The following is a 14,039-nucleotide window of genomic DNA, read 5'->3' on the forward strand; positions in this document are numbered from 1 at the left end:
GGCTCGCGGGGTGTTGTTCGTTGTGCGGTCGTGCGGCCTAGATCGGGGTCAGGCCGTGTTTGCGCTGTACCCGCTTGATCTGTTTGTCCCGCAACAGTTTCAGCGATTTGCGGAGTAGCAGCCGGGTCTCGTGCGGCTGGATCACCGCGTCGATGAACCCGCGCTCGGCCGCGATCCACGGGGTGGCCATGTTGAGGTTGTAGCCCTCGATGAAGTCGGCGCGGATCTTTTGCACCTCCGGCGCCGTCGGGTCCGGGAACCGCTTGACCAACAACTGCGCGGCACCCTCCGCACCGATCACCGCGATCCTCGCGGTCGGCCACGCGAAGTTCAGGTCGGCGGACAACTGCTTGGACCCCATCACCGCATAGGCGCCGCCGTAGGACTTGCGAATCGTGATCGTCACCTTCGGCACGTCGGCCTCGACGACGGCGTTGAGGAAGCGGCCGCCGCGCTTGATGATGCCGCCCTTCTCCTGCTCCACGCCGGGCATGAAGCCCGGCGTGTCGACGACGAAGATCAACGGCAGGTTGTATGAGTCGCAGAACCTGACGAACCGCGCCGCCTTGTCCGACGCTTCGTTGTCGATCGAGCCGGAGAGATACATCGGCTGGTTCGCGATGACGCCCACCGAGTGTCCATCGACACGGGCGAACGCCGTGATCATCGCCTGACCCTGCTGCTGTGCCACATCGAAGACATCGCCGTCGTCGAAGATCCGCACCAGGATCTCGTGCATGTCGTAGGCCGTGTTGTCGCTGTCCGGAACGATGGAATCGAGTTCCAGGTCGTGCGGTGTGGTCTCCGGCTCCAGCCCGGGGTTGACGATCGGCGCGTCGTCGAAAGTGTTGGGCGGCAGGAAGCTCAAGTAGTCACGGACATACTGAAAAGCCGCCTTCTCGTCCTCGACGACCTGATGGATGTTGCCGTAGCGGGCCTGTGCGTCGGCGCCGCCGAGTTCGTCGAGCGATACGTCCTCACCCGTGACGTCTTTGATCACGTCGGGACCGGTGACGAACATGTAGCCCTGATCGCGAACCGCGACGACGAGATCGGTCTGGATCGGTGAATACACCGCTCCGCCTGCACATTTGCCGAGGATGATGGAGATCTCGGGAACCAGACCACGAAGTAACTCATGACGGCGACCGAGTTCGGCGTACCAGGCCAACGACGTCACCGCGTCCTGGATGCGGGCGCCTGCGGAGTCGTTGATGCCGATGATCGGGCATCCGACCATCGCGACCCATTCCATCAGCCTGGCCACCTTGCGGCCGAACATCTCACCGACCGAGCCCTGGAAGACAGTCTGGTCGTGGCTGAATACGCCGACGGGCCGTCCGTTGATGGTGCCGTGGCCGGTGACCACCCCGTCACCGAAGAGCGCGTCGGGGTCCCCGGGCGTCTTGCACAGCGCACCGACCTCCAGGAAGCTGCCGGGGTCGAGCAGCGCATGGATTCGGGCCCTGGCGCTCGGAATGCCCTTCTTGTCCCGCTTGGCGATGGCCTTCTCACCACCGGGTTCCTTTGCCTGCTCCAGCTTTTCGCGGAGGTCGGCCAGCAGTGCCGCAGTGGTTTTGTTGGTCACTTCGCCTGCTTCTCCTCAGCCTCGATGCGATTGATGGCCTCGCTCATGTGGGCGCCGACCTTGGCAATGTACGGCTCGTCGATCGCCTGGATGTGCTCGCCCCCGATTGGAACGACCTCCAGGTCGGCCACGTAGTCGCCCCAGCCGCCGTCCGGTTTGCGGGTGGCGTAGCGCGGCTCGAAGAAGATCGCGTCGTCGTGGTAGCGGTCGGCCATGTAGAGCGTGACGTGACCGTCGTACGGCCGGATCACCGCGGTGTCGATCACCCGGTTGTCCAGATACGACGTGCGCTGGTGTTCGATGACGCCGCCGGGGATCGCCACCCCGCTCGCCTTGACCGCATCCAGGACGAACTTCACCTGACCCTCGTCGTCGAGCTCCTCGAGCTGCTCGTACGGGATGGCCGGCACAGCCACGTTGAAGGTGCGCTCGGCGAATCGCGCGTAGCGGTCCCAGCGGGCCCGGATCTCGTCCTTGGTCTGCGGCACCTCTTCGCCGGCACGCACCGCGTCGATCAGCCCGACGAAGCGGACGTCGGCGCCCGCCTGCTTGAGCCCGATCGCGCAGGCATAAGCGAGCACACCGCCCAGCGACCAGCCGGCCAGGATGAACGGCCCGTCGTGCATCTCCAGCAGCTTCGGCACGTACTCGGCGGCGCGCTCCTCGACGGAGCCCTCGACCCGCTCGATGCCGAACACCGGGGTGTCCGCGGGCAGCCGGTTCAGCAGCGGCTCGTAGACCACCGTCGAACCTCCGGCCGGGTGGAACACGAAGACGGGGATTTTCGACGGCCCCGCCGGGTCCTTCGATGGCGCACGCAACGTCCGCACGAACCCCTCGAGCTCGCCCGCCTCCAGGTGCTCGCGCACGATGGTCGCCAGCGCCTCGATCGTCGGCGAGTTCTTCACGTCCTCGACGGTGATGGTGCCTTCGGCGCGCTCGGTGAGCCGCGCCGCCACCTTCTCGGCGGTCTCGTCGTCGATCTCGGGCAACGCGTTGAAGATGCCGCCCGGTGATTTGCCGGTGACGATCGCCCACGTCGCGAACGTGACCCGCTCCGCGGCTTCCCGCGGTGGCACGTCGGCGCCCAGCGCCTCGGTGACGGCCTCCTGCGTCAGCACCTGGGCTGCGAGCGCGGCAGCACTGGGCTGACCCGGGCCTGCCGGGTTGGTCGGCGGCGGCGGGATCGGCACGTCGGTTGCCGCAGGAGCCGGCGCCTCGGTCGCAGGCGCGGCACCGGCTTCGGCCAGCTTCTCCTCGAGCTCGGCCACCGTGGTCGCTCCGCCCATGAGCTCGGCCTGAGCGGCCGCGATCTCCTCCGGCGTCTGTGTCTTCTGATGCTCGGCGAGCTCTTCGACCTCGCCGCGGTGCTCGATCGCGTACTCGATGAGCTTCTCGACGGCGTACAGGTTCGCGTCGCGCACTGCGGTCAGCTGGATCGGCGGCAGATCGAAGTCGTATTCGACGCGGTTCTTGATTCGCACCGCCATCAGCGAGTCGAGACCCAGCTCGATCAGTGGCACCTCCCACGGGAGATCCTCGGGCTCATAGCCCATCGCGCCGCCGACGATCGCGCCGAGACGCGCACTGATGGTCTCACCCGTGTCCGGTGTCCACTTCGCAAAGCCCGCACCAAGATTGGCGCCTTGGGTGAGGTAGTCGGAGAGGATCTCAGCATCCTCGGCCGGCTGCGCGGCTTGCGCTGTTTCGACGGGCTCCGCAACGACGGCTCCGGTCGCCACTGCAGCGGGCAGGGCGGCCGCCTGGCCGTCGCGGCTGACGATGGCGTCGTAGACCAACGTGAACGACTCGTCGATGCGGGCATGCACCTGCACGCTCGCGCCACCGGGATGGCGTGTCAGCGTCGTCACAAGGCGGGCGCCGTCGCCGGGCACCGCACGCTGTTCGGATGCGATGAGCTTGGCTTCCGGAAGCACCTGCGCCGCCGCCACTTTCACCAGCTCGCCGAGGTCCATCAAGCCCTTCGGTGAGTACTCCCACACGTGGCGGCCGTCGGGCATGGCGACGTGGTTGCCCGGCATCATCAACGAGCTGTCCGCGCCGAACCTGGCTTCCAGCCAGTGCGGCTTGCGACGGAACCGGGTCAGCGGGATGTTGGCGAAATCGCCAACGCCGGAACCGCCACGAGAAAACATCGTGGTGAAGTCGAGGTCGTGGCCGTACACGAACAGCTGGGCCATCGCCGCGGTCATCGAGTCGACCTCGTCCTGCTTGCGGGCCAACGTCGCGATCAGCTGCCCTTCGTGCAGGCCAGAGGCCGCGGTCGTCAGGCCGACCTGCATGAGCGCAACGGGATTCGGCGCAAGCTCGAGGAACGTGGTGTGACCGTTGTCGACGGCGTTGCGGATGCCGTGCGTGAAGTACACGCTGTGCCGCAGGCCCTTCTTCCAGTAGTCCACGTCGTGGATCGGCTCACCGCCCGGCCGGATGTAGCCGCCCTCGTGAACGGTGGAGAAGTAGCCCGTGGTGAGCGGATGCGGTTCGATGCCCTGCAGCTCGGCGGCCAGCTCGCCGAGCAGCGGGTCCATCTGCTGGGTGTGGCTGGCGCCCTTGGTCTGGAACTTGCGGGCGAACTTGCCCTCTTTCTCGGCCCGCTCGATGATCGCGTCGACCTGATCCGGCGGTCCGCCGATCACCGTCTGCGTCGGCGCGGCATACACGCACACCTCGAGATCGGGATAGTCGGAGAACACCGTCTTGATCTCTTCTGCGGAGTACTCGACGAGCGCCATCAACCGGATGTACTCGCCGAACAGCATCGCCTCGCCCTCGCCCATCAGGTGCGAGCGCGAGCAGATGGTACGGGTGGCGTCGGCGAGCGAGAGACCGCCAGAGAAGTAGGCGGCGGCAGCCTCACCGAGCGACTGACCAACCACTGCACCGGGTTTCGCCCCGTGGTGCTTGAGCAGCTCGCCGAGCGCGATCTGGATCGCGAAGATCGTGACCTGAGTGGTTTCGATGCCGTAATCCTGCGAGTCGTCCAGAATCAGCTCGACGACCGAATACCCGAGCTCGTCCTGGACCAACGCGTCGACCGTGTTGATCCACTCCGCGAAAACCTCGTCGCGCAGATACAGGCTCTTGGCCATCTTGCGGTGCTGGGCTCCGAACCCGGCAAGCACCCACACCGGCCCGTTGGTGACAGGCCCGTCCGCGCTGTACACGTTCGGGCTCTGCTTGCCGTCGGCCAGCGCGCGCAGGGCCTTGATCGCCTCGTCGTGGTCGTGCGCCATCACCACGGCGCGCGACCGGCCATGGTTGCGCCGTGACAGCGACCTGCCGATCGACTCCAGCGAGGAGCCGCGACCTTCTTCGCTGTCCATCCAGTCGGCCAAGTCGGCGGCCGCGGCCTTCTTGCGTGACGTCATGAACGCCGAAACAGCCAGCGGCACAACAGGTGTGTGAGGCTCCTCGGCTTCGGCCTCCTCGCGGGCGACCTCGAGCAGGCGTCTGGCCTCATCGGTCAGGCCGGGCAGACCTGGGTCGCGCTCGTCGGTGTCGTAGGCATGCTGGCCGAAGAATTCGGCGCCTTCGTTTTCGTCGTCATCGATGAACTCGCCGTACTCGTCCATCCGAACGCCGCCGACGTAGACGGCATCGCCCTGCGGAGCTGCGTGCTTTCCCTCGGAGTTGTCTTCGGTTTCCGGTTCTGGCTCAACCAGATCCGACGGCAGCACCTCACGCAACACCAGGTGTGCGTTGGCGCCACCGAAGCCGAAGCCCGAGACGCCCGTGATGGCGTGGCCGCTGTAGCGCGGCCAGTCGGTGAGGGCGTCGGCGACCTTCAGGTGCACGGCGTCGAAGTCGATGTACGGGTTTGGCCCTGCGTAGTTGATCGACGGCGGCAGCTTGTCGTTGCGCAGCGCCAGCGTCATCTTGGCCAGGCTGGCGGCGCCCGCCGCCGATTCCAGGTGTCCCACATTGGATTTCACCGCGCCGAGCAGGGCCGGCTTGTCCGGTGCCCGCCCCCTACCGACGACCCGGCCGAGGGCGTCGGCCTCGATCGGGTCACCGAGGATGGTGCCGGTGCCGTGCGCCTCGATGTAGTCGACGGTGCGCGGATCGACGCCTGCGTCCTTGTACGCCTTGCGCAGCACTTCGGCCTGCGCGTCGGGGTTGGGCGCCAGCATGCCGTTGGACCGGCCGTCATGGTTGATCGCGCTGCCCGCGATGACCGCGAGAATCTCATCGCCGTCACGCCGGGCGTCGGCGACGCGCTTGAGCACCAGCATGCCTGCGCCCTCGGAGCGCGCGTAGCCGTCCGCATCCTGGGAGAACGACTTGATCCGGCCATCCGAAGCCAGCACGCCGCCGACTTCGTCGAACCCGATCGTTACCAGCGGGGTGACCAGGGCGTTGACGCCGCCGGCGAGCACGACGTCGGCCTCGCCCGACCGCAGCGCCTGCACGCCCTGGTGTACGGCGACCAGCGAGCTCGAGCACGCGGTGTCGACGGCGATCGACGGGCCGCGGAAGTCGTAGAAATAGGACACCCGGTTGGCGATGATCGAACTCGCCGTGCCGGTGATGGCGTACGGATGGGCGACCGACGGGTCGGCCATCGCCAGGAAGCTGTAGTCGTTGGTGGAGTTGCCGATGTAGACCCCGACGCTCGTGCCACGCAGCGACGAGGCGGGGATGCGGGCATATTCCAAGGCTTCCCACGTCAGCTCAAGCGCCATCCGCTGCTGCGGGTCGATGTTGTCCGCCTCCATCTTCGACAACGCGAAGAACTCGGCATCGAAACCCTTGATGTCGGAGAGGTATCCGCCACGGGTGCGGGCCTTGTGAACCCGTGCCGCGAGAGTGGGCTCCTCGAGGAATTCCACCCACCGCCCCTCGGGCAGGTCGGTGATCGCGTCGCGGCCCTCCAGCAGCGCCTGCCACATCTCCTCTGGGGTGTTCATATCCCCTGGAAAACGCGTGGCCAGGCCGACGATGGCGATGTCGTCCTTTTCGACGTCGCGCGACCAGTCGACGTCGTCGGCGATGTCGTCAATTTCCGGCTCACCCTCGACGATGACGGTTGCCAACGACTCGATGGTCGGATGGCGGAACGCGACGGTTGCCGTGAGTGTCACGCCAGTGAGGTCTTCGATGTCGCTCGCCATCGCCACCGCGTCGCGCGAGGACAGGCCGAGCTCGACCATCGCGGCGGATTCGTCGATCGCATCGGCGGACTGGCCGGTGGCGTTGGCAATCCAGTTGCGGAGCCATTCGCGCATCTCCGCGACGGTCATGTCGGTGCGTGCGGGCGTGACGGGTCGCTCGGGTGCCAGCTTGAAACCCTCGTCCGCCGGTGCGGCTCCGGGGTCCGATGTCGCCGCCGGGGCGGCTCCGGGGTCCGATGTCGCCGCCGTGGCGGCTCCGGGGAAAGTGTTCTGCGAATCCGGTTCTATGTCAGCCATATTCAGTGTCAGCCTGTAATTCAGTCAGTTTCGTCGGGGAAAGCGTTGGCCACCCTCCCGCTGCGCAGGCTGCCGTCCAGGTAGGCGGCGCGGCAGGCGCGGCGGCCGATCTTGCCACTGGAAGTGCGCGGGATCGCGCCCGCGGGCGTCAGCAGCACGTCACGCACGGTGACACCGTGACGCACCGCGATCGCGGCGCGGATGGCATCGGTGATCGGCGCCATCTCCATCTTGTGCGCGCCGGGCGCCCGTTCGCCGACGATCACCAGCTGTTCGGAGGTGTCGTCGGGGTCGCGCTTGAGTCCCGCGTGTGCGTTCTCGAACACCTCGTCGGGAAGCTGGTTGGCGGGCACGGAGAACGCCGCGACGAACCCGGTGCGCAGCGCCTTGGTCGACTCCTCCGCCGAGTACTCGAGGTCCTGTGGGTAGTGGTTGCGGCCGTCGATGATGACCAGATCCTTGACGCGGCCGGTGATGTAGAGCTCGCCGTCGTGGTAGGCGCCGAAGTCGCCGGTGCGGACCCACAGCGCGTCGTCGGTCGCGCCTTCGGCGTGCGACGGGTTGGTGCGCGACTTCAGGATGTTCTGGAAGGTGGCTACGGTCTCGTCCTTCTTGCCCCAGTAGCCGGTGCCCATGTTCTGGCCGCTGATCCAGACCTCGCCGATCTGGCCGTCGGGCAGTTCAGTGGCGGTCTCGGCATCGACGATCGCCGCCCACTCCGCGACGCCGACCTTGCCCGCGCCGGCCTGCGCCACAGCGCTCGGCGAATCCTCGGGCACCTCGACGAAGGTGCCCGTGTTCAGCGCCTCCCGATCGACGGTGACGATCTTGGGATGATCGCCCATCGGAGTCGTCGACACGAACAGCGTTGCCTCGGCCAGTCCGTAGGACGGTTTGATTGCCTGCGGCTCGAAGCCGTAAGGGCTGAACGCCTCGTTGAACCTGCGCACGGTGGCGGCCGAGATCGGCTCGCTGCCGTTGAGGATGCACTTGACCACGCTCAGGTCCAGCTCCGGTTCGCCGTCCTTGGGAAGGCCGCGCGCCGCGGCGTGGTCGAAGGCGAAGTTCGGCGCCACCGAGATCACGCCGCCGGTGTCGTCGGGCTTGCGCGCCATCGCACGGATCCAGCGGTGTGGTCGGCGCACGAACGCGGCGGGCGTCATGAACTCGACATAGTGGCCGATCATCGGCGAGATCATCGCGGTGATCAGACCCATGTCGTGGAAGAACGGCAGCCAGGAAACCCCGCGGTCGCCCTCCTCGCCCTGTAGCGCCTCGATCACCTGCACCACGTTGGTGGCGAGGTTCAGGTGAGTGATCTGCACGCCGGTCGGGATGCGGGTGGAACCGGAGGTGTACTGCAGATAGGCGATGGTGTCCGGTTCGACCTTCACCGGCTCCCAGGTGGCGCCGACCTCGTCGGGCACCGCGTCGACGGCGATGACGCGCGGCCGCTCCTTGGCGGGCCTGCTGCGGAAGAACTTGCGGACACCCTCGGCCGACTCGGTCGTGGTCAGGATGGCCGACGGGTGGCAGTCGTCGATGACGGCGTGCAGCCGGCCGACATGGCCCGGCTCGCTCGGATCGAACAGCGGCACCGCGATGCGCCCGGAGTACAGGGTGCCGAAGAAGGCGACGAGGTACTCGAGATTCTGCGGGCAGAGGATGGCGACCCGGTCGCCGGGCTCGGTCACCTGCTGAAGGCGGGCACCGACGGCACGGTTACGCCTGCCGAAGTCGGCCCAGTTCAGATCCCGCCCGATGCCGTCGCGCTCGGTCGAGAAGTCCAGGAACCGGTAGGCGACTTTGTCTCCACGCACCTTGGTCCACCGTTCGACGTGAAGAACCAGGCTGCCGCTGTCCGGAAACCTGATCAGTCCGTCCTTGATGAACGGGTTATGGAACCCCATCGCACTCTCCTGTCAAAGCACACTCATGGCGGCGCTTGTTCTCACGAGCACCGTCGGGCCGCCGCGGCGGGCGTCGTGAGGAACTTGGTTGTCCGTGTTGTTCCTGCGAACCCAAACCTCCAAGATGCTACCGAGGCATCGGTGTCCGCTGTCGAGTCACAAGTCGGCAGCCCGCAAGCACGCGCCGCTATGGCCTGTGGCCAGTGTTTTCCATTCGGCTGTAAGTCATTGGTCTTAGTTATTTCTTAATGTTAGGCGACCACATCGCGCAGGCCAAATCTATGCGGTCACGTGTCAGCCATGTTTTGGATGCGGCGCGTTATCAAGGACCTTCTGCGTCCAATCCAGTGTCCACTGGGTGGCCGGCTGACCGCCCAGATTCCAGAACTGCGTCGTGGCGTACAGGGCATGCACGGGTTGGCCCGCGCCGCCGCCGAGGATCTCCATCGTCCTCGGCAAGTTCGCGATCGAGAACGCCTCCTCCGGCGCCGAGCAGATCAGGTCGCCGGTCGCACAGATCTCGTTGGTGCGGTCGTTGAGCACGCCGAAGCCGCCCGGGCGCGGGCCTGTCATCGTCAGCCCCATCTCCCCGAGCATCGGCACTTCGTTAAGCGTGATCTCGGCGCCCTGGCCGGGAGGGTTCGGGCCGATGTCCTGCCCGACACCCGACTGCCTGCGGCCGTCGGCGATCAACGTCACGCCGAGCACCAGATCCGCGTCGACGGGACCGCGCCCATTACCGATGTCGCTCGCGAGGTCACCCGCGATCACCGCACCCTGGGAGAAGCCGACGAGCACATAACTGGTCAGCGGGCAGCGGTTGTTCATGTCCGTGATCGCCTTCACCGCGTTCTGGGTGCCCTCGGCGCGGCTGTCGTTGTAGGACATCTGCTTGTCGGCCGACAGCGGATTGTGGAACTGCGCCGTGTAGGGAACGGTGTACGTCTCCACCCGGTCGGTGCCGAATTGCCCGCGGATCGGGTTGGTCACGTTCAGCAGCAACGCAATCGGGAACTGAGTCGGGTTGAACGGGTCGAGTTGCGGCGACGACTCCCAGGTGCCGGGGATCGACATCAACTGCACATCGGGGCAACTGGCGTCCTGAAACTCGGGGCGCGGCTTCGTCGTCGGGCCTGTGCTCGTCGGCGGCACCGCGGTCGGCGGTACGGCGGTCTGCGACTTCTCGGGCTGACGGATCATGATCCACACCACCGCGACGACGAGCGCCACCACGAGCGCCATCGCTCCCGCTGCGACGAGCGCGAGTATTCGGTGGCGTTTCCGCCGATTCTTGGTGGCCATTGATCCCTTTTTCAGAAGAGTCTGTTCAGCAGAGTCGTTCGGTAGCGATCCGAATGTAGTCGGCGGTCACCGCGTCGACCTCAGAGGGCGGGGGGGCCACAGCGCTCATCTGGGCGTTGCGCACATCACCGCGCACCAACGGCGTCACGTAGTCGTGCACCGCCTGATCCGATTGCTTGGCGGCGCGCGCCTGACACACGTAGGAGCCGATGCTCAACGCCAGCAGATCGGTCGACGGCCGCACACCCGCATGCTTCAGCGCATCCAGATATGCCCGCTGCCGGGCGGTCACCGTCAGTCCGTTCGGCTGGGTGCCGTCGGCCTTCGGGTCGCCACCCTTCGCCTCGGCGCGGGACTGCATCGTCGACGGGGGCTGCACCGACATGGTCGGCATCATGCCGTCACCGGAGGTGCAACCCGTCAGCACGGCAGTGAGGGGGGCGGCCAGAGACGTCGCTACGGCGACGCTGGTCGACCACCTCGGCCGACGCCGAACCGTGTGCTGCACTCCTCCAAGGTACCGGCGCTAAAGAGTCACTTGATCGTGGTGACGAGTTCGCCGGACATCGCGGCCAGCTGCGCGCCCCAAGTGCCCCAGTCATGCTCGCCGGTCTGCGGGAAGTCGAAGTGCCCGTTGTGCCCGCCGACGCCACGGTAGTGCTGATAGAACGTGCGGTTGCTGCCCTGGGCCTGGTCGCAGTATCCGATCATGGCCGCGGGATCAGCGCACCCGAGCGTGGTCGGGCTGAACACCCACAGCCGGGTGTTGTTGTCGGCCAGCAGCTGAATGTGGACGTCGGGGTCGTGCCACTTCCACCGGCCCAGCTGTGGCAGTCCCCACATGTTGCGGATGTCGGCACCACCGAACCGCGCCAGCCCGTCGGTGATCGCACCGTTCATGTAGGTGTTCGACGGCGTCAGAAAACCCGAAAGCGAGCCGGCGTAGCGGTAGCGGTTCGGATGGAAGGCTGCCATTGCCATCGCTCCGTAGCCGCCCTGGGCGGCGCCGACGATGCCGTGCCCGCTCGGCGCCAGGCCCTTGTTGGCGGCCAACCAGTCGGGCAGCTCATCGGCCAAGAACGTCTCCCACTGCTTGCTGCCGTCCTGCTCCCAGTTGGTGTACATGCTGTAGGCGCCGCCCGCGGGCGCGGCCACCGAGATGCCCTTGCCCGCCAGCGTGTTGAAGGCGCCCGCGCCGACCCAGTTGCTCACATCGGGGCCGCCGTTGAACGCGTCGAGCAGAATCACCGCGTGCGGGCCGCCGCCCTGGAAGGCGACGGGGATGTCTCGCCCCATCGCGGCGGACGGCACCATCAGCATCTCGACGCCATCGGCCTTGGCGACCGGCGCTACGGTCGACCACACGCCCGCCGCCAGCACCACCGACAAGACCGCTCGAATCATCCCGCGCATGTACCCACCCTTATCTTCGCTGTCCCCGCGCAATGCAGTGAACCACATCACCTGGGTTGCCGGAAACGGCTGACGGCGGCGACCCCGAAGGATCGCCGCCGCCAGACCTCATATCTGTGACCGGGTGGCTAGCCGCCCGTCGTCGCGGCCGCGGTGTTGGTAGCGGCCGACTCGGCAGTGGCAATCGGGGTGGACGGCTGCGGCGTCGCACCCAGCACGCGCTGGATGTCGGGCTTCATCTGCTGCAGCTGCGCGCCCCAGTACTCCCAGCTGTGAGTACCGGCGGACGGGAAGTTGAACACACCGTTCTTGCCGCCCGCGGCGATGTACTGCTCCTGGAACGTCTTGTTCGTCCGCAGCGTGAAGCCCTCGAGGAACTTCGCGTTGAAGTTGTCGCCTGCGATCTCACCGTTGACGTCACCGGGCTTGCCGTTACCGCAGTACACCCAGACGCGGGTGCCATTGGCGACCAGCGTGGCGATGTTGACCATCGGGTCGTTGCGCTTCCACGCCGGGTCGCTCGACGGACCCCACATGTCCTTCGACTTGTAGCCGCCCGCGTCACCCATCGACGTGTTGACCAGCATCGGCCACCAGCCCTCGGAGAGGTTCAGGAAGCCGGACAGCGACGCCGCGTACTGGAACTGCTGCGGGTAGTAGATCGACAGCGTCAGCGCGGCCGAACCGGCCATCGACAGACCGACGGCCGCGTTGCGGTTCGGGTTCACGCCCTTGTTCGCCGCCAGATAGGCAGGCAGCTCCTGGGTAACGAAGGTCTCCCACTTGTACGTGGAGCAACCCGCCTTACCGCAGGCGGGCGAGTACCAGTCGCTGTAGAAGCTGGACTGGCCGCCGACCGGCATGATCGTGGCGAGACCGGAGTCGACGTACCACTCGAACGCCGGGGTGTTGATGTCCCAGCCGTTGAAGTCGTCCTGCGCGCGAAGACCGTCGAGCAGATAGACACCCGGGGCGTTCGGGCCACCGTTCTGGAACTGAACCTTGATGTCGTGTCCCATTCCCGCGGACGGAACCATCAGATACTCGACCGGCAGACCCGGCTTCGAGAACGCCCCCGCAGCCGCCGAGCCTCCGACAGCGCTGACCAGGCCGGGCAGCACGGCGGCTGCGAGAGCCGCGACCGTGAGCCGGCGCGCCCAGGCGCCGCGCTTCTTCCCAACGAACTTCATGCTTCATCTATCCCATCTGTCGTATGCCGCACCCGAAATCCGAGACCCACTCGTGACGTGTGCCCGTGTAGTCAACCACACCTCGATGTGATATCTCTCTTCAGCTTCTGTCCTCCCTGGTCGCCGCCCTCAGCCGTTGAGGGTTGTGATCAGGTCTGGTTTGAGGGCCTGCAATTGCGCTGCCCAGTACGGCCAGGCGTGGTTGCCCGCCGCCGGGAAATGGAACGTCGCGTTGCCCCCACCTGCGTTTATGTAGGCGGCTTGGAAGTCCTTATTGCTCTTGGCGGCGATTTCCTCGAGGCCGTCGGCCTCGAGCGCCTGGCCGGGTGCGCAGTAGATCCACAGCCGGGTGCCGTTGCCCACAATGCGGGAGACCTGCGCCAGCGGGTCATTACGCTTCCATGACGGATCCCACGGCGGGCCCCACATGTTGTCGACGTTGTAGCCGCCCACGTCGAGCATCGCGACGCGAATCGCCTGCGCCGTGTTCGCGGCCGACGGGTTCAGGAAGCCTGAGAGGGAAGCGGCGTAGGCGAACTGTGCGGGGTGGTAGGCCGCCAGGATCAGCGCCGCGCCCCCCGACATCGACAATCCGACCACCCCGTTGCCGGTCGGCGACACATCTTTATTGGTGGACAGCCACGTGGGCAGCTCCTGGGTCAGGAACGTCTCCCATTTATATGTATAGGCCTGGTTGTTGAAGGTCGACGGTGAATACCAGTCGGTGTAGAAGCTGGACTGCCCGCCGACGGGCATCACGGTGGAAACGCCCGAGCCGTGGAACCAGTCGAAGGCCGAGGTGTTGATGTCCCATCCGCTGTAGTCGTCCTGCGCGCGCAGGCCGTCGAGCAGGTAGACCGATTTCGACCCGGCCCGTCCGCTCGGTGCCGGTGCGCCTCCGGGGCTAGATGTCGGCGCCGGTGCGCCTCCGGGGCTGGATGTCGGCGCCGGTGCGCCTCCGGGCAAATACTCGACACGGACGCTGCGGCCCATCGCCGCCGAGTACACGTCGAGGTACTCCACGGGCAAGCCCTCACGGGAGAACGCCTGCGCAGTCGGCGGCCCCATCGCGGCGGTCACGCCCGACAGCGTCAACATCGCGGCCAGCGCGACGAGAAGGCGGCGCATCTACTTTCTAACCGTCCGTTTCATGCATCATCGCCGCGACAACGGCGGTCGTTGGTTGCTTAATCGCCTGCACGGGGCG

The 14,039-nt window shown here is 66.5% G+C and carries 8 protein-coding genes; all 8 read right to left on the bottom strand.

Translation table 11 applies throughout. The annotated features are described in order from the left end of the window. Positions 1–37: 37 nt before the first annotated feature. The 8 genes from QOC76_RS21095 to QOC76_RS21130 all read right to left on the bottom strand — a co-directional run bounded on the left by QOC76_RS21095 (position 38) and on the right by QOC76_RS21130 (position 13,960). Positions 38–1,588, bottom strand: a complete 1,551-nt coding sequence (locus tag QOC76_RS21095) for an acyl-CoA carboxylase subunit beta (RefSeq protein ID WP_526360012.1) — start codon at positions 1,586–1,588, stop codon at positions 38–40. Beyond that, a complete protein-coding gene (pks13, locus tag QOC76_RS21100; protein ID WP_526360079.1) occupies positions 1,585–6,849 on the bottom strand; it encodes a polyketide synthase Pks13 in 5,265 nt (1,754 codons plus the stop codon). Before pks13 ends, QOC76_RS21095 begins: the two co-directional genes overlap by 4 nt. A 188-nt stretch (positions 6,850–7,037) precedes the next feature. Beyond that, positions 7,038–8,927 (bottom strand): long-chain-fatty-acid--AMP ligase FadD32, encoded by a 1,890-nt coding sequence (gene fadD32 / locus QOC76_RS21105; RefSeq protein WP_526360014.1) that lies wholly within the window; start codon positions 8,925–8,927, stop codon positions 7,038–7,040. Between the two features lie 294 nt (positions 8,928–9,221). Then, positions 9,222–10,229 (bottom strand): carboxylesterase Culp6, encoded by a 1,008-nt coding sequence (culp6, locus tag QOC76_RS21110; protein ID WP_526360016.1) that lies wholly within the window; start codon positions 10,227–10,229, stop codon positions 9,222–9,224. Positions 10,230–10,254: 25 nt separating this feature from the next. Beyond that, entirely contained in the window at positions 10,255–10,737 is a 483-nt protein-coding gene (locus QOC76_RS21115) for a hypothetical protein (RefSeq protein WP_526360018.1), read from the bottom strand. 26 nt (positions 10,738–10,763) lie between these two features. Further along, entirely contained in the window at positions 10,764–11,642 is an 879-nt protein-coding gene (locus tag QOC76_RS21120) for an alpha/beta hydrolase (RefSeq protein WP_526360020.1), read from the bottom strand. 128 nt (positions 11,643–11,770) lie between these two features. Further along, positions 11,771–12,832, bottom strand: a complete 1,062-nt coding sequence (locus QOC76_RS21125) for an alpha/beta hydrolase (RefSeq protein ID WP_526360022.1) — start codon at positions 12,830–12,832, stop codon at positions 11,771–11,773. Between the two features lie 129 nt (positions 12,833–12,961). Next, positions 12,962–13,960, bottom strand: a complete 999-nt coding sequence (locus QOC76_RS21130) for an alpha/beta hydrolase (RefSeq protein ID WP_526360024.1) — start codon at positions 13,958–13,960, stop codon at positions 12,962–12,964. Positions 13,961–14,039 lie beyond the last annotated feature (79 nt).

Origin of the sequence: Mycobacterium sp. (genome assembly GCF_032159565.1) — a bacterium.
GTDB lineage: Bacteria > Actinomycetota > Actinomycetes > Mycobacteriales > Mycobacteriaceae > Mycobacterium.

Excerpts from the sequence above, each read along its gene's own strand:
- fadD32 (WP_526360014.1), bottom strand. The coding sequence starts at position 8,927 with ATGGGGTTCCATAACCCGTTCATCAAGGACGGACTGATCAGGTTTCCG.
- QOC76_RS21130 (WP_526360024.1), bottom strand. The coding sequence starts at position 13,960 with ATGCGCCGCCTTCTCGTCGCGCTGGCCGCGATGTTGACGCTGTCGGGC.
- QOC76_RS21125 (WP_526360022.1), bottom strand. The coding sequence starts at position 12,832 with ATGAAGTTCGTTGGGAAGAAGCGCGGCGCCTGGGCGCGCCGGCTCACG.
- QOC76_RS21120 (WP_526360020.1), bottom strand. The coding sequence starts at position 11,642 with ATGCGCGGGATGATTCGAGCGGTCTTGTCGGTGGTGCTGGCGGCGGGC.
- pks13 (WP_526360079.1), bottom strand. The coding sequence starts at position 6,849 with ATGACCGTCGCGGAGATGCGCGAATGGCTCCGCAACTGGATTGCCAAC.
- culp6 (WP_526360016.1), bottom strand. The coding sequence starts at position 10,229 with ATGGCCACCAAGAATCGGCGGAAACGCCACCGAATACTCGCGCTCGTC.